At 34.1% G+C, this 16,561-nt stretch carries 17 protein-coding genes; 4 read left to right on the top strand and 13 right to left on the bottom strand.

Annotated elements, in window-relative coordinates; all coding sequences use genetic code 11:
* The 7 genes from ACKOWY_RS05720 to ACKOWY_RS05690 all read right to left on the bottom strand — a co-directional run.
* Positions 1–1,690 (bottom strand): BatD family protein (locus ACKOWY_RS05720; protein WP_408940483.1); only part of this gene is annotated, 1,690 nt, incomplete at its 3' end.
* Between the two features lie 23 nt (positions 1,691–1,713).
* A complete protein-coding gene (locus ACKOWY_RS05715; RefSeq protein ID WP_408940482.1) occupies positions 1,714–2,478 on the bottom strand; it encodes a tetratricopeptide repeat protein in 765 nt (254 codons plus the stop codon).
* A gap of 23 nt (positions 2,479–2,501) precedes the next feature.
* Positions 2,502–3,557, bottom strand: coding sequence for a VWA domain-containing protein (locus ACKOWY_RS05710; protein WP_408940481.1), 1,056 nt, complete (start codon positions 3,555–3,557; stop codon positions 2,502–2,504).
* 4 nt (positions 3,558–3,561) lie between these two features.
* Positions 3,562–4,566, bottom strand: a complete 1,005-nt coding sequence (locus ACKOWY_RS05705) for a vWA domain-containing protein (protein ID WP_408940480.1) — start codon at positions 4,564–4,566, stop codon at positions 3,562–3,564.
* Positions 4,566–6,194 (bottom strand): hypothetical protein, encoded by a 1,629-nt coding sequence (locus ACKOWY_RS05700; protein WP_408940479.1) that lies wholly within the window; start codon positions 6,192–6,194, stop codon positions 4,566–4,568. Before ACKOWY_RS05700 ends, ACKOWY_RS05705 begins: the two co-directional genes overlap by 1 nt.
* Before the next feature lie 4 nt (positions 6,195–6,198).
* A complete protein-coding gene (locus tag ACKOWY_RS05695; RefSeq protein ID WP_408940478.1) occupies positions 6,199–7,065 on the bottom strand; it encodes a DUF58 domain-containing protein in 867 nt (288 codons plus the stop codon).
* A gap of 26 nt (positions 7,066–7,091) precedes the next feature.
* Entirely contained in the window at positions 7,092–8,096 is a 1,005-nt protein-coding gene (locus ACKOWY_RS05690) for an AAA family ATPase (RefSeq protein ID WP_408940477.1), read from the bottom strand.
* Between the two features lie 170 nt (positions 8,097–8,266).
* On the opposite strand from ACKOWY_RS05690, the gene ACKOWY_RS05685 reads away from it, so the two are divergent.
* Positions 8,267–9,133 carry an aldo/keto reductase family oxidoreductase gene (locus ACKOWY_RS05685; protein ID WP_408940476.1) on the top strand — a complete coding sequence of 289 codons (867 nt, stop codon included), beginning with the start codon at positions 8,267–8,269 and terminating at the stop codon, positions 9,131–9,133.
* A gap of 65 nt (positions 9,134–9,198) precedes the next feature.
* Here ACKOWY_RS05685 and pyk read toward each other — a convergent pair whose 3' ends face one another.
* From pyk to ACKOWY_RS05660, 5 genes are all read right to left on the bottom strand, one after another.
* The gene (gene pyk, locus ACKOWY_RS05680; RefSeq protein ID WP_408940475.1) at positions 9,199–10,629 is read right to left on the bottom strand and encodes a pyruvate kinase; all 1,431 of its coding nucleotides are present in this window, start codon (positions 10,627–10,629) and stop codon (positions 9,199–9,201) included.
* Between the two features lie 4 nt (positions 10,630–10,633).
* Positions 10,634–11,122 carry an IPExxxVDY family protein gene (locus tag ACKOWY_RS05675; RefSeq protein ID WP_408940474.1) on the bottom strand — a complete coding sequence of 163 codons (489 nt, stop codon included), beginning with the start codon at positions 11,120–11,122 and terminating at the stop codon, positions 10,634–10,636.
* Positions 11,123–11,236: 114 nt separating this feature from the next.
* The gene (locus ACKOWY_RS05670) at positions 11,237–11,980 is read right to left on the bottom strand and encodes a ribonuclease III family protein (RefSeq protein ID WP_408940473.1); all 744 of its coding nucleotides are present in this window, start codon (positions 11,978–11,980) and stop codon (positions 11,237–11,239) included.
* A 6-nt stretch (positions 11,981–11,986) separates the two neighbouring features.
* Positions 11,987–13,240 carry a beta-ketoacyl-ACP synthase II gene (gene fabF / locus ACKOWY_RS05665; RefSeq protein WP_408940472.1) on the bottom strand — a complete coding sequence of 418 codons (1,254 nt, stop codon included), beginning with the start codon at positions 13,238–13,240 and terminating at the stop codon, positions 11,987–11,989.
* 174 nt (positions 13,241–13,414) lie between these two features.
* Entirely contained in the window at positions 13,415–13,651 is a 237-nt protein-coding gene (locus ACKOWY_RS05660) for an acyl carrier protein (protein ID WP_019037482.1), read from the bottom strand.
* A 186-nt stretch (positions 13,652–13,837) separates the two neighbouring features.
* Between ACKOWY_RS05660 and ACKOWY_RS05655 the strand changes: the two genes are divergently transcribed.
* Positions 13,838–14,401 (top strand): phosphoribosylglycinamide formyltransferase, encoded by a 564-nt coding sequence (locus ACKOWY_RS05655; protein WP_408940471.1) that lies wholly within the window; start codon positions 13,838–13,840, stop codon positions 14,399–14,401.
* Positions 14,402–14,459: 58 nt separating this feature from the next.
* Positions 14,460–14,939 carry a ribonuclease HI gene (rnhA, locus tag ACKOWY_RS05650; protein ID WP_408940470.1) on the top strand — a complete coding sequence of 160 codons (480 nt, stop codon included), beginning with the start codon at positions 14,460–14,462 and terminating at the stop codon, positions 14,937–14,939.
* Positions 14,940–14,941: 2 nt separating this feature from the next.
* Here rnhA and ACKOWY_RS05645 read toward each other — a convergent pair whose 3' ends face one another.
* Positions 14,942–15,271, bottom strand: a complete 330-nt coding sequence (locus ACKOWY_RS05645) for a hypothetical protein (protein WP_408940469.1) — start codon at positions 15,269–15,271, stop codon at positions 14,942–14,944.
* Between the two features lie 251 nt (positions 15,272–15,522).
* On the opposite strand from ACKOWY_RS05645, the gene ACKOWY_RS05640 reads away from it, so the two are divergent.
* Positions 15,523–16,446 (top strand): PfkB family carbohydrate kinase, encoded by a 924-nt coding sequence (locus ACKOWY_RS05640; protein WP_408940468.1) that lies wholly within the window; start codon positions 15,523–15,525, stop codon positions 16,444–16,446.
* Positions 16,447–16,561 lie beyond the last annotated feature (115 nt).

Here is a 16,561-nt window from a genome sequence, read left to right as displayed (position 1 = left end):
TTGATGGAGCATATCGAGCTAATTCACAACTTTCTGTAAGCACAATAAATTCACTCACTATTTCGGGATTTGCATTTCTCGAAAGTAAAATTTCTGTGATTTTATCTTTACTCATTTCAGAAGTTTCAATATTCAATTTAGCTTTCAAGAAATTGTGCATTGCTTTTTCTAAGGCAATATAAAATGGCTCTTTGTTTTGTAATTGTTTTTTGGCTTCCGATAAATATTTCTTTGCCAGAGCATTTGTTTTTCTCTTTTTGTTTCCAACCACATCAGCATCTTCTGCTTCTTTTCTTTTTCTGAATAAAATCAACGCCGGAATTCCTAAAAACGGTAAAACCATCAAGGAATAAAATAATCCCGAACCTAAAAAGTCCTCTGATTCAATAGGATTAAGTGCAGTTTTTTGCTTTATATAAGCAAATGCTTTGCTGGCTGTAACCGGAATTTTCGCGCTTCCCGGAGGTGGCGTAGTGCCCGTATTTGCAATACCCGGACCATCCAATACATTCAACACAATTTCGGGAGAGGTAATCGTTTTATAACTTCCTGTACCTAAATCAAAATAAGTGAAACGCAGTGGTTTAATTGGAAAATTCCCTTTCGATTGTGGGATGATGGTATATTTATCTGAAATTCTTCCCGACATACCCGTTAGCGGCGTGCTCACATTTTCAGTATGTTGCGGATCATACATTTCTAGTGTTGCAGGAACTACAGGTTTTGGCAAACTAAATAATTTTAAATTTCCGGTACCCGTTACAGTTACATCTAAATCTAAGGATTCTCCAAATTTTAATCCGGTGCGTGATGGGGTTACTTTAAAATTAAATTTCCCAACTGCCCCCGAAAAATCTTCTGGTTTTCCTGCTTGAGGTAGTGGTTTAACCGAAATAACTTTGCTCCCAGCAGAAACTCGCTTGCTGTCTTCTACCAGTTGAACTTGCCCCCAAAAATTAGGTCTTCCTCTTGGAACCTGGCAATCTATATCTAATGAAAGGGGTTCTATTTCTAAACTACCCGATTTTTGTGGATACAAAACTGTTTTTCGTAAAACTACATAACGGTATTTTTGTCCCTTAAACATTCCTTCTTCGGCAACTAATTGTTTGATGTCAATATTCTGACTCCAAAAATCGTTGTATTTTGGTTTGTTTAATTCGCGCCAATTGGTAATCCCAATGTTATAACTAAAATACAATTTGTAAACCACGGTTATTGGCTCGTTTACATACGGATTGGTTTTAGAAATATCGGCAACCAAATACAAGTTATCATCTGCTTTAACTGTAGCCGGTTCATTAGGATCATTCGGTTGTTGTACCGCATTAGTAACTGTAATTTTAATTGGCAAGGTTTTATACAATTGCCCATTAATTTCAATAACTGCTTGACGGATTACTAAATTCCCTTTTTGTAATGGTAATAAAATGTAGGTATATGATTTTTGAAATGTACTTCTACCATTTATCCAGGATTGGCTTATAGATTGGCTTGGTCCACCTACTACTCTAAATCCACAAGCCTCAAAATTTGGCGGTACAAAGTTATCGCCATCTTCATTCATTGAAAATTCAATTCGCACTCTTTCATTAAGCCCCAAAGTATTTTTACTCACACTCGCCTCAAATTTTACTTGAGCGAATACTGAGCTATTGGCTAGTAATAGTAAGATTAAATATCGTTTCATTTTGTAATTTTTAATTCAAATTGTTACCAATCTTTTTCTGGTTTCTTCGGATTGGCTTGTACTTTTTGGGCATTTACTTTTTCTTGTACTTTTTTCTCTTCATTATTTACGGCATCCAAAAGATTGTCTATGCGTTGCTTAGAAGCTCCACTTGGTTTAGGCTGTGGTTTTTCACCATCGCCTTTATCTTGTTTATCATTTTTGTTTTTACCGTCTTTTTTATCCTTGTCTTTATTATCGCCTTTATCCTTATTGTCTTTATTATCCTTGTTTTTGTCCTTGTTCTTATCTTTATTTTTGTCTTTATCTTTATTCTTATCCTTGTTTTTGTCTTTGTTTTTATTTTGATCTTTTGGTGGTGGATTATCCTTCAACATTTTTTTTGCTAAAGCAAAATTATATCTTGTTTCTTCATCCGTTGGATCATTACGTAACGCATTTTTATAGGCCTCTACTGCATTTGTATAGTTTTTTTCTTTCATAAATGCGTTACCCAAATTATGAAATGCCTGATGTTTTTCTGCTTTGGATTTAGCATCTTTAATTGCTTTTACAAATTGGTATTTGGCTTCTGCAGGTTGATTTTGTTTGTAAATAGCCGTTCCTAAATTATAAGATGCAATAGCTTTCTTTTTAAATTTTGATTGAGACAAACGATAATCTGCCTCTGCATCAACATAGTTTTTGTCGGCAAATTTTTCATTTCCTTGAGGCAAATAATTGTCCTTTTCTTGAGCTTTACAAACTAAAGAAATTAGAATTACGATATAGGTTAATGCTTTTTTCATTTTTACTAATTCAGAAAAGAATCCTATTTATTCTCTGTTTCTTTTTCTTCATTAAACAAATTCATTTTTCGAACCCATTTTGTTTTTCTTTCCGTTAGGAAAACATCCAAAAACAAACAGAAAAAACCAAAGCCTAAAAACCACTGAAACTGTGATTTATAATCGGCCATCATGGCGCCTTCAAATTCGGTTTTTTGCGTATTATCCAATACCTTTTTTACATAATCGGTTACTGCCTTTGTAGAATTTCCATCTACATAGCCCCCTTTTGTGCTCTTCGCTATGGTTGCTAATACTTCTGCATTTCTTTTGGTAATTACCACTTGGTTGTCTTGGTCTTTTTGATAACTTTCCACAACACCATTTCTTTTTAATGGAATTGCGCCACCTTTTTCGGTTCCAACCCCTACCGTGATAATTTTCAAACCCATTTTATCGGCATCTTCAGCAGCGCTTTGTGCATTATCAGAATGGTCTTCTCCATCCGAAATAATAACCAACAACTTATTGGTTTTATCTTTTTTATCGAAAAAATTATTGGCAGCCAAATTAATCGCTTCATCAATTGATGTTCCTTGAGACGAAATCATGCCCGGATTCATGGTTTGCATGAACATTTTGGCTACTGCATAATCTGAAGTCATTGGCAACACCGGAAACGCACTTCCTGAGTAGGCAATAATTCCAATTCGGTCACTCCCCAATTGGTTGATTAATTGCGAAACAATTTGTTTACTTTTTTCCAATCGATTAGGCGCAACATCTTCGGCCAACATACTTTTGGAAACATCAATAGCAAAAACAATATCAATACCTTGACGCTTCACTTTTTCCATTTTGATTCCCATTTTTGGATTAACCAAAGCCAAAATCAAAAAAGTCAAACCCAATAGCACCAATGCAAATTTTAATGTTGGTTTAAATAAAGACTTCTCCGGACTTAATTTTTTTATTAAATCCAAATCACCAAATGCGGCTTGTTTTTTTCTTTTCCAATATTGAACATACAAAAAAAGAAGCACCAAAACTGGAACAACAACCAACAGATACAAATATCCTTTTTCTTCTAATTCGTACATACGTTTATATAAAACTTCTAAAAATGGTGTTTCTCAATACAACTTCAAGCAACAATAAAATTCCTGCAAACCATACAAAAGGCCTGAATTTTTCATCATAATCATAAAACTTCAGTTCTTCTATTTCGGTAGTTTCTAATTTATTGATTTCGTTATAAACACTTTCCAACTTGCTGTTGCTATAAGCTCTAAAATATTTTCCGCCAGTATTTCTTGCAATGGTTTTCATCAATTCTTGATCAATTTCAACCGGCATCATTTTGTAAAGAAAATCCCTTCCGTTAGGCGCATACGCATATGGAAATTCGGCCATACCATTCGAACCTAAACCAATGGTGTATACTTTAATTCCGTATTCTTTAGCAATTTCCGAAGCAGTTTCAGGCTCAATAAACCCAGCATTATTAACTCCGTCAGTAAGTAAAATAATAATTTTACTTTTTGCCTTGCTTTCTTTTAAACGGTTAATGGCAGTAGTTAATCCCATACCAATTCCGGTTCCGTCTTGCAATACCCTGTCGTATTTAATATCTCGAATTGCCTCTTTTACTATGGCTTTATCGCTAGTTACTGGGGTTTTTGTATAGGCCTCGGCAGCATAAACTACAACACCAATTCGATCATTTGGTCTTGCATCCACGAAATTAGAAGCAACTTCCTTTAAAGCTTCCATACGATTTGGACGTAAATCTTTAGCCAACATACTACTTGAAAGGTCAATTGCCATAACAATATCAATCCCTTTGGTAGTTTTTGTTTGGTTACTAATGTCCACCGTTCTTGGCCTTGCCAAAGCGATAATCAATGAACTTAAAGCCAAAATTCTCAAAACATTTAAATAGGGTTTAAGCTTTGCTAATTTTGATTTGGAAGTTTTAAAACCACCCACCGAACTCATTTTTAAAGTAGCCGATTGTTGCTTGCGTTTAAAGAAAAGCCAAGCAACAGCAAATGGAATTACCAAAAACAACCAAAAAAATTCCGGATTTAAAAAGGTTAACTTATCCATTATTCGCTGTCGTTTTTAAGTTCAACCGAGTTGATAATTCGATCCAAAATCTTTTTACCATATTCATCGCCTTCTCTATATGAAATCACAATTTCTTGTAGACCACCCTCTTGTTTAAACAACAAGATTTCATAATATAATTTCTGACTTTTGTTTTGAATCTTGTCCAACATCACCATCGTTCCGTATGCCTTAACTCCCGAAATTCCTTTTACAGTATTGAATTCTTCTTGTTTGAAAAGTATATTTTGAGCCCCCAACGCTTCCCAAGTTTTTGTATTTCCTTCAAGGACGGTATCAAAATTTACTTCTGTTTCTTGTTTGAATTTAGCAGTAGAAACCACAATATTAAATGATTCAAACATGCTTCCGTAGCCAAACATTTCCATTTCTTTTAGAACTGCATAGGCATCTTTCGGTAAGATTTTAGAAGCATCCATTCGTTTTAAAACTTTTGGTGTTTCAATTTTTACGCCAGGGTTTCCATATTCACTAAATACCCATTCGCCTTCAGCTAATTCTTTGGTAGGATGACCAATTAAATTGTCTTTCACATAATCCCAACCTTTTACATAAATTAAGGTAAGCAGGGAGATGAATATTATGGTCACAACCACACCAATTGTGGTTATGATCCGAACTTGCTTTTGTTTTTTTAATTTTTGAATTCGAGCCAATTCTCTTTGTTGTTCATTCCACGCTTCTAGCTCATCGGTTTCTTCAACTACTGTTGGAATGGCTTTATGTATGGTAACAATGGTGCTTGAAATTCGTTTTTTATCTTCTTCGATTTCAAAATCTAATGGTTTTACTTTTGCAAATTTTACTAAATCGGCTTGCATTAAAACTTTTTCCAAGTTTTCTAAAGTTTCCTTCGATAGTTTTAGTTTTTTCTGATTTGCAACGCGACGTAATTCGGCAATAAGCTCTGAAGTGGTGCTCTCCATCGCCGGAATTTCTATTTCTTCTTCGATGTAATTTCGAACGATGTCGGTTAACTCAGAATAGTATCCTTTTACTTCTCCTTTTTGCCAAAGTTCTTTCGTTTCTAATTGTTGCAACAAAGAAGTTGCTTTTTCAATAGGCGAGGTGTAAACAGGTTCTTCTTCTTTAGGTTGGTTTTGGTATTTTTTAATTAACCAATAGACCATGGCTGCAATTCCTGCTAATAATAAAATGCCTAAAAGGTACTTCCACCAATTGCTCGAAGTTTCAACTTGTGCCACGTCTTTAACATCGTACATTTTTTGCTTTAAAGTATCCACTTTTACATTGAAAACTTCAACCTTCAAACTGTCGGAATAACTTGGTTTTCCATTAATTAATATGGGAATTCTTGGAATCGTAAATTTTCCGGTGTCAAATTGGGTTACCCCATATTTTTTAATCAACTCCCATTTATCGTTAGTTTTTACCGTGTCAATTTTGTAGGAATTCAATACTTCTAGCGCTCCAAAGTTTTTTGATTTTGGAAAAACCACTTTGTCTTTATTTGAAACCGATGCTTTAAGAGTAAGCTTGAATTCAGCTCCAATTTTATTTCGAGTTGTATCAATAGAAGTCGTGACTTTTTGAGCAAAAAGTGATGTTGTTATTAGAAAGAAAAGTAGGTATAATTTGAATTTCATTCTATTATCTTGATTTAAAATAACCTAATAATTTGGTTACATAACTTTCGTCAACACGAGTATTTACAGTTCCCGATCCACATTTGGAAAAAATTTCTTTGAAATACGCTACTTTCTCTTGGTAGTTTTTTTCATAGTTCATTCGAACGCTTTTAGAGCTCGTGTCTACCACAAGAATTTCACCTGATTCGGCATCTTCCATTTCAACTATTCCAATATTTGGCATTTGTTCTTCACGAATATCATACACTCTAATTCCGGTGATGTCGTGTTTTTTACCTGCAATTTTTAGTGTTTTCTCATAATCTTCTTCCACCATAAAATCGGAAATCAGAAATACAATGGCTTTTTTCTTTTGCGTTGCCGATAAAAATTTAAGTGCTTGCGATAAATCCGTTTTTTTGCTTTTAGGCTTGAATTCAAGTAACTCGCGGATGATTCGCAAGACGTGTGATTTTCCTTTTTTAGGCGGAATATACAATTCGATGCCATCTGAAAACAAAATCAAGCCAATCTTATCGTTATTTTGGGTTGCCGAAAATGCCATAGTTGCAGCAATTTCTGTAACAATTTCGCTTTTGAGTTGGTTTTTGGTTGCGAAACTTTCTGAGCCCGAAACATCCACCATCAGCATCATGGTAAGTTCACGCTCTTCCTCAAAAACTTTTACGTGCGCTTCATTGTATCTTGCAGTAACATTCCAATCTATGGCACGAATATCATCACCAAACTGGTATTGTCTTACTTCTGAAAAAGTCATACCGCGCCCTTTAAACGATGTGTGGTATTCGCCCGAAAAGATATGATCGCTCAATCTTCGGGTTTTAATTTCAATTTTTCGGACTTTACTTAGGAGGTCTTTCGTTTCCATTTATTTGTTTAAACTTTGAACAAAAATTAAGGAACTTCTATTTCGTTAACAATTTTATTAATGATGTCTACCGAAGTAATGTTTTCTGCTTCAGCTTCGTAGGTAATTCCAATTCTGTGACGCAACACATCATGCACTACAGCACGAACATCTTCTGGTATTACATAACCACGACGTTTAATAAACGCATAACATTTAGCAGCAGTTGCTAAGTTAATACTTCCACGAGGAGAAGCTCCAAAGCCAATTAATGGTTTCAAATGTGCTAATTTATATTGCTCTGGAAAACGAGTAGCAAAGATGATGTCTAATATGTATTTTTCTATTTTTTCATCCATGTAAACTTCCCTTACAGCTTCTTGGGCGCGTATGATTTGCTCTACAGAAACTACTTGATTTACTTTTTCGTAAGCTCCTTTTAAATTCTGACGAATAACCATACGTTCTTCTTCGATTTTTGGATATTCGATTACGGTTTTAAGCATAAAACGATCTACTTGAGCTTCCGGCAATGGGTAAGTTCCTTCCTGCTCAATTGGGTTTTGAGTTGCAAGTACTAAAAATGGTTTGTCTAATTTAAAAGTAGTATCGCCAATAGTAACTTGTTTTTCTTGCATGGCTTCTAACAAAGCCGATTGAACTTTGGCAGGAGCACGATTGATCTCATCAGCAAGTACGAAATTGGCAAAAATTGGCCCTTTTTTAATTGAGAATTCGTTGGCTTTAATGTTGTAAATCATGGTTCCGATTACATCGGCAGGCAATAAATCGGGAGTGAACTGAATTCTACTAAAGCTTCCATGAACTGCTTGTGATAAGGTGTTAATAGCTAAGGTTTTTGCTAACCCAGGAACACCCTCCAGCAAGATGTGTCCTTGGCCTAAAAGTCCAATTAATAATCGTTCCACCATGTGCTTCTGACCAACAATTACTTTGTTCATTTCCATGGTAAGTAAGTCGATAAACGCACTTTCTCTTTCTATTTTTTCATTAATTGCTCTAATGTCTAAAGCAGCAACATTTTCTTCCATAAATTCTATTTTTATAGTATTATAAAGGTTCCAAATTTTAACATTTCAAAATTGAAAATTTTATCAGGAAGGTAATGTTAATAATGCGTTAAAACTTGCTTTAAGTTCTCATTTTTAAGGATGATTTATGATTTTATTTTAGTAATTTTAAACTTTTTAATACTAATCACATGAAAACATCAATATCGCCTATTATTGCCGGAACTATGAATTGGGGTGTTTGGGATAAAAAATTAAGCACAAAAGAGATGGTGCATTTAATTAATATTTGCATTGAAAATAAAATCACCACTTTTGATCATGCGGATATTTATGGTGATTATACTACCGAATCTCAATTTGGAAAAGCATTTGGCGAAAGCCAAATTTCCAGAGATCGCTTGCAACTCATTTCCAAATGTGGAATACAGCATACAAACGGAAGAGCAAATACTATCAAGCATTATGATTACTCAAAAGAGTACATCATTTGGTCGGTTGAAAATTCACTAAAAAATCTACAAACCGACTATTTGGATGTTTTATTGTTGCACCGTCCTAGCCCTTTAATGGTGGCCGATGAGATTGCAGAAGCAGTTGAGCAATTAAAAAAAGAAGGAAAAATTAAATCTTTTGGATTGTCCAATTTTACTTCTTTTCAAACGGATCTAATTCGAAGTAAAACCGAAGTGAGTTTTAATCAAATTCAGTTTTCGGCTACACACCATCAGGCGATGCTTGACGGGAGTTTAGATTATATGCAGTTACATAATATCACACCCATGTCATGGAACCCACTTGGAACGGTTTTTAGAGAGGATATTGAACAAACCCGAAGATTAAAAAAGCTATTGGTGCAATTAGTAGATAAATACGGAGTAGGTTCTGACACCCTACTTTTAGCATGGGTATTAAAGCACCCTGCTCAAATTCATCCTGTTGCCGGAACGGTAAATATTGCTCGAATTCAGGCATTGATGAAAGCGGTGGAATTGCCACTTGAAAATATTGATTGGTTTGCCATTTGGACTGAAAGTATGGGAAATAAAGTGCCTTAATTCAATATATTTAAACAAAAAAAGCCTCGTTACTACGAGGCTTTTTTATGAATTGATTTATGAATTTATCCTATTTCAGAAATCCTCAACGTGTTTACCATTCCTTTATCAACGACTGGCATTGCGGCAAGGTTAATAAGAATATCTCCTTTTTTCACATAACCATTTTCTTTTGCAATTTGGTTAATGTCATCAACGGTATCATCGGTACTTACAAACTTATCGTAATGAAAAGCATTTACTCCCCAAAGTAAATTAAGCTGAGTTAATATTCTGCTATTTGAAGTATAAACTAAAATATGAGCAGAAGGGCGCCAAGCAGAAATTTGAAAAGCAGTGTATCCACTATTTGTTAAGGTACAAATTGCCTTAGCTTTAATATCATTAGCCATAATTGCAGCATGGTAACAAATTGATTTGGTAATGAATCGTTTTGTTCTTACATGTGGAGCATTTTGCGGCACGGTAATTAGTGGTGAATCTTCAACGGCTTCAATAATTTGCGTCATTTTTTCAATAACTTGAACCGGATAATTTCCTACCGAAGTTTCTCCTGATAACATTACGGCATCAGCACCATCCATCACCGAGTTTGCAACGTCGTTTACCTCTGCACGAGTAGGCGTTAAGCTAGTGATCATGGTTTCCATCATTTGGGTAGCCACAATAACCGGAATTCGAGCTGTTTTAGCTCTGTGGATTAATTTTTTCTGAATTAATGGCACTTCGTGAGCTGGTATTTCAACCCCTAGGTCACCACGAGCCACCATTAATCCATCGCAAAAAGCAACGATTTTATCAATGTTCTCTACTGCTTCTGGTTTTTCAATTTTAGCAATAATTGGAATTTTATGCTCTGAATGTTTTGCAATTAAATCTTGTAATTCTTCTAAGTCAACAGGCGTTCTAACAAATGAAAGCGCAATCCAATCTACCTGTTGCTCAATTGCAAAAATGGCATCTTTGATGTCTTTTTTAGTTAATGCCGGAAGTGAAACTTTTGTATTAGGAAGGTTAACTCCTTTTTTAGATTTTAAAGGACCGCCTTGAATTACTTTACATTTAACTTCAGTTGAACCGTTAGTTTCTAGTGCCTCAAACATTAATTTTCCGTCATCCAATAGAATTTTTTCTCCCGGTTTTACATCTCTAGGAAATTCTAAATAGTTCATGTAAACTCTATCCTTAGTGCCCGGAACATCTTCTGCAGTTTGGAAAGTAATGATATCCCCTGGATTAACAACTACATCTTCTTTCATTACTCCAACACGAAGTTTAGGGCCTTGTAAGTCGGCCAAGATAGCAGTAGTATAACCGTGTTCTTGGTTTAATTCACGGATGATGTCTATTCTTTCTTTAACATCAGTATAATCGGCATGAGAAAAATTGATACGGAATACATTTACTCCTGCATCAATCATATCTTTAATTACTTCTTTTGAACTACAAGCTGGACCTAGTGTGGCTACAATTTTAGTCTTTTTTCTTGTCGGCATCTTTTTAAAAAATTAAATTATTTTTTGATTTAATATTGTCTTTAGCTATACTATATACTAGTTTAATAGCTTCTATTTTACTTATTTGTGAGATTACTTGATCCAGATCAATTTCATTTTCTGCATTTCCAATCTTAACAATGTAATCTACTTTTTTATATTCGGGCAATAAATAGGTTGTTGTAGAAAATGAACTTTTTGTATTCGAAAATAAATCGATGTTTGCTTCGATTTCATTGGTTTCTACCACTTTTTTATTTTCAACTAAATCCCACAATACTAGTTTTTGTTCGTCATCAAAAGTAAATCTAGTAAATGAGGTTTTAACTTTTTTAACTTGAGTCCCAATATCAAATTTGTTTTTAGACAAACTAATTCCGAGCTCCCGATTTAAAAAATAAGCCAGTCGATAATCTTCTAATGAAGTGTGAATCGCGATTAAATAATAATCTTCCTCTTCAAAATCTTCAATATTTATTTTATGAACAGCCATTTGTTGCCAAAATAAGTTGTAAATATAGTGTTATTAGAAACTCAAAATACGGATGAGATGTTAGATTAACGTTATTTTATGAACTAAAACGATGTAGTTTTTTAAGAATTTGATTTATATAGTGTTAATTTTTTCTTGAAATGCAAAATAGGCTCTTTTGGAAGCAATTTCTTCTGCTTTCTTTTTTGAAGTGGCTCTTGATTTTGCAACTACTTTATCATCAATACTTAATTTAACACCAAAAAAGCGTTGTCCATCAATGCCATTATCTTCAAAAACATCATAAAAGAATTGTTTTTTTTCTTTTTGGCACCATTCAATAACCAAACTTTTATAGCTAATTACCTTTCCTTCCAATCTTGCAATATCTACATACGGAATAATAACCCGTTTGTAAATAAATTGCTCACAACCTTGATAGCCTTTATCTAAGAAAATAGCACCTACTAAAGCTTCAAATAAATTTCCATGAATGTTTTCGCCAAAGTGTTGTGGAGGCACTTTGCTTTCTACAAACTCAATCAGATTTAGGTCTCTTCCTAATTCATTTAAATGGTCTCGGCTTACAATTTTTGAGCGCATTTTTGTCAAATAACCTTCATCTCCTGTTGGAACTTCTTTATAAAGATGGGATGCAATTACTGCACTTAACATGGCATCACCTAGAAATTCTAGGCGCTCGTAATTTAGTGGCAAGCCTGCTTCATCTACTAAATTAGAAGAACGGTGCGTGAAAGCCTTTTGGTAATATTTTAGGTTTATGGGTTTGAAGCCGATTATATTTTCGACGGTTGCAAAAAAATTCCCGCCTGTTGTAGGACGGGAATTTGTTGAAAATATTTTAGAAAGAAATCGCATGAAATCTTAGTCTTCTAATTTTTTAAATAAAACACAAGCATTATGTCCGCCAAATCCAAATGTATTACTCATAGCCACTTTGATGTCTCTTTTTTGAGGAACATTAAGTGTTAAATTTAAAGACGGATCAATGTTTTCGTCTACCACAGTATGATTAATTGTTGGAGGAACTATTCCGTGTTTCATAGCTAAAATTACCGCTATCGATTCAACTGCTCCGGCTGCACCTAGAAGGTGACCTGTCATGGATTTAGTAGAATTGATATTGATGTTTTTAGCATGAGCACCAAATACGTGACTGATAGCTTTTAATTCGGCTACGTCTCCAAGAGGAGTTGAAGTTCCGTGAGTATTGATGTGATCCACCATTTCTGGAGCCATTCCGGCGTCTCTAAGGGTATTTTCCATTACGGCAATAACACCTATTCCTTCCGGATGTGGAGCAGTTAAATGGTAGGCATCTGAAGACATTCCGCCTCCACCAATTTCACAATATATTTTAGCCCCACGTGCTTTTGCATGTTCGTATTCTTCTAATACGATTGCTCCAGAACCTTCGCCTAATACAAATCCATCACGGGTTGCATCAAAAGGTCTAGAAGCCGTTTCCGGACTTTCATTTCGAGTTGATAATGCGTGCATTGAGTTGAATCCTCCCATACCAGCAATTGTTACTGCGGCTTCAGATCCACCGGTAATAATTACATCACACATTCCTAAACGGATGTAGTTAAAGGCATCAATCATTGCATTTGCAGATGAAGCACATGCAGAAACCGTAGTATAGTTTGGCCCCATAAACCCATTTCGCATCGAAATATGAGCAGGTGCAATATCGGCAATCATTTTTGGGATGAAGAAAGGGTTGAACTTTGGAGTTCCATCGCCTTTGGCATAATATAAAACTTCTTCTTGAAAAGTTTCTAATCCACCAATTCCTGCTCCCCAAATTACACCTACTCTGTTTTTGTTTACATTATCATGTGTAATCCCAGCATCTTTGATGGCCTCGTCACTTGATGCAATTGCATAATGTGAGAATTTATCTAATCGGCGGGATTCTTTACGATCCATATAATCTTCAATGTTGAAGTTTTTTACTTCGCAAGCAAATTTGGTTTTATGCTTTTCAGTATCGTAATAAGTTATTGGTGCAGCACCGCTTTTCCCATTAACCAATCCATCCCAATATTCTTGGATGGAATTTCCAATAGGAGTTAGCGCTCCAAGACCAGTTACAACAACACGCTTTAATTGCATATAATTTTTTTTAATAGTATTTTAAATAAATAATACCCCGTTTTCTTTATCATAATGCTTAAAGAGACAAGGGTATTCCAATATCTGGTGATTGAAATTCAATCAAAAATAGTTAAATTTTTTAATAATAATTAAAAACCCGCATACATTATAGGTATACGGGTTTTTGTTTTATTATTTTTTTGCTTCTTCAATATATGAAATAGCTTGACCTACAGTAGAAATGTTTTCTGCTTGATCGTCTGGAATTTGAATATCAAATTCTTTTTCGAACTCCATAATAAGCTCAACAGTGTCTAATGAATCAGCTCCTAAATCATTTGTGAAGCTTGCTTCTGTTACAACTTCATTCTCGTCAACGCCTAATTTGTCTACGATAATCGCTTTAACTCTTGATGCAATGTCTGACATAATCTTTAATTTTAAAATTTAAATTGTTGGCAAAAATAAAAAACTTTATTTTAAAACCACCTTTTTAGTTAATAAATAATGGTGACGAAATTAAAAAAATTATTTTAAATCGACTCATTTTATGTTATTTATTCTTCTTTTTTTGATTTCAGATAATGTATTTTTGCACAATAGAAAGTATCTAAAATGAAAAAAATAATACTCTTTGCCTCGGGCTCCGGAACCAATGCTGAAAAAATTATTAAGCATTGTCAAGAAAAAAATTTGATTGAGGTGGTTCGAGTTTACACAAATAATCCTACGGCAAAAGTTATTGAACGCGCAAACAACTTAAATGTTCCTTCAGTAGTTTTTTCGAGAACTGAATTAAATGAAGGTCAAATTTTAGATAAAATCATACAAGACGCCCCTGATTTAATTGTTTTGGCTGGGTTTTTATGGAAATTTCCTGAATCGATAATTAAGGTATTTCCTAATAAAATAATCAACATTCATCCTGCATTATTACCAAAATACGGAGGCAAAGGGATGTACGGAATGCATGTGCACCAAGCAGTTTTAGAAAATAAAGAAAAAGAAACCGGAATCACCATTCATTATGTAAATGAAAATTATGATGAAGGAGCTATTATTTTTCAAGAATCAGTTGGAATAGAAGATTGTAAATCAGCCGAAGAAATAGCCGAAAAAATACATATTTTGGAGCATCACTATTTTCCAGAAACAATAGATCGATTGTTAGAGAATTAAACTTTCAAATTCCAAGCTATCGAACTGTCCTAAAAGTCTAATAATCTAACTTGTTCAAATGAACCACCAAGTACATATTTATACCGATGGAGCTGCCAAGGGGAATCCTGGTAACGGGGGTTATGGTGTGGTTATGGAATTGGTAGGGACTTCTCATAAAAAAGAATTTTACGAAGGCTTTAGACTTACTACTAATAATAGAATGGAATTATTAGCTGTTATCGTAGGTTTGGAAAAATTAAAAACACCCAACATGAAGGTGTTGATTGTATCCGATTCTAAATATGTTGTTGATTCTGTCGAAAAAAAATGGGTCTTAGGATGGGAAAAGAAAGGTTTTGCTAATCGAAAAAATGCCGATTTATGGACCCGATTTTTAAAAGTTTACCGCAAACACCAAGTTGATTTTAAATGGATTAAAGGCCATAATAACCACCCACAAAATGAACGTTGTGACGAACTTGCGGTTTATGCTTCTGGTTTAAAAGACTTGTCGGTAGATGTTTTTTATGAAAAAGAAGAAGAAAAACTTCTGTAGCCTTATTTATTATTAAGCTTCAATAAGTCGTTATACTCTTCCAATAAACGCAGGTATTTGTTTTTCCAATACTCCTCAGAATGTTTCTCCGTTTGACCACTAAAAGAGGGCTCAATAACATCAATAAAAGAAGGTCTTATTTCTTTAATCTCCAGACTAAAATTATAGTGAATTATTTTTTCTAGCTGTAAAACTACATCCAAAGATACACTAGGATTTTCAAACATGAGATATACCCATCTTCTACTTTTACCCAATCTTTTAGCTAATTCAGTTATTGAAAATCCACTTTTGTAAACTGCTCTTTTAATTATTTCTCCTCGATGTTGCATTTTACAAATATTTAGTAATTACTGAGAAACATTTTGCATTATTAATACACAAAACCGAGTAATTAAGATTGAATTTAGTGTATAAGTGTGAAGTAAAAATAAAGATAGTGAATAATAACCTATTCAATGTTGTTAATTTTTTTTATTTAAAGCAATAACTTAAAAGCGGCATTAGAAATTAACTTTTACTCTTTAAACTTTTAAACTTCTAAACTAAAACCTATCTTTGCATCTTTAATTTTTGAAACCCCATGAACAAACTATTAATAGTAGGAACCGTTGCTTTTGATGCGATTGAAACACCATTTGGTAAAACAGATAAAATATTGGGCGGAGCCGCAACCTATATAGGATTGTCTGCGTCACATTTTAATGTAAAATCGGCAATTGTATCGGTTGTAGGAGAAGATTTCCCACAAAGCCATTTGGATTTATTGACATCTAGAAATATTGATATTTCGGGAATCGAAATTGTAAAAGGAGGGAAAACTTTCTTTTGGAGTGGTAAATACCATAACGATTTAAATTCTAGAGACACTTTAATTACAGAACTTAATGTTTTAGCTGATTTTAACCCAATTGTACCTAATGATTTTAAGAATGCCGATGTAGTGATGTTGGGTAATTTACATCCGTTAGTTCAAACCGGAGTTTTAAATCAAATGACTTCTACTCCGAAATTGGTAGTTTTAGATACAATGAATTTTTGGATGGATTGTGCGCTTCCTGAATTACTAGATGTAATTAAACGTGTAGATGTAATTACCATAAATGATGAAGAAGCGCGTCAACTTTCGGGAGAATATTCTTTAGTTAAAGCCGCTGCGAAGATTCATACCATGGGACCGAAATATGTAGTGATTAAGAAAGGTGAGCACGGGGCTTTATTATTCCATAACAAAGAAGTATTCTTTGCGCCGGCATTACCATTAGAAGAAGTATTTGATCCAACAGGAGCTGGAGATACTTTTGCAGGTGGATTTTCGGGATATATTGCGCAAAGTGAAAACATTTCATTCAGTAATATGAAAAACGCAATTATTCAAGGATCAAACCTAGCGTCTTTTTGCGTAGAAAAATTTGGAACCGAAAGAATGGAATCACTTCAAAAATCGGAAGTTCAAGAAAGATTAAAACAATTTAAATCTTTAACGCAATTTGATATAGAATTATAATAAATTTATGCCTCGAAATTTCGGGGCATTTTTTATTACTAAATTTGCATTATAATAAACAACACAACACCTGAGCCGCTTACTATCACTTGTAGGTGAATCAGAATTAAACTAC

It is taken from the genome of Flavobacterium sp., from assembly GCF_046073885.1.
Lineage (GTDB): Bacteria > Bacteroidota > Bacteroidia > Flavobacteriales > Flavobacteriaceae > Flavobacterium.
Note: the sequence above shows the minus strand (reverse complement) of the source record. Positions and strands in the feature narration are given on the sequence as shown.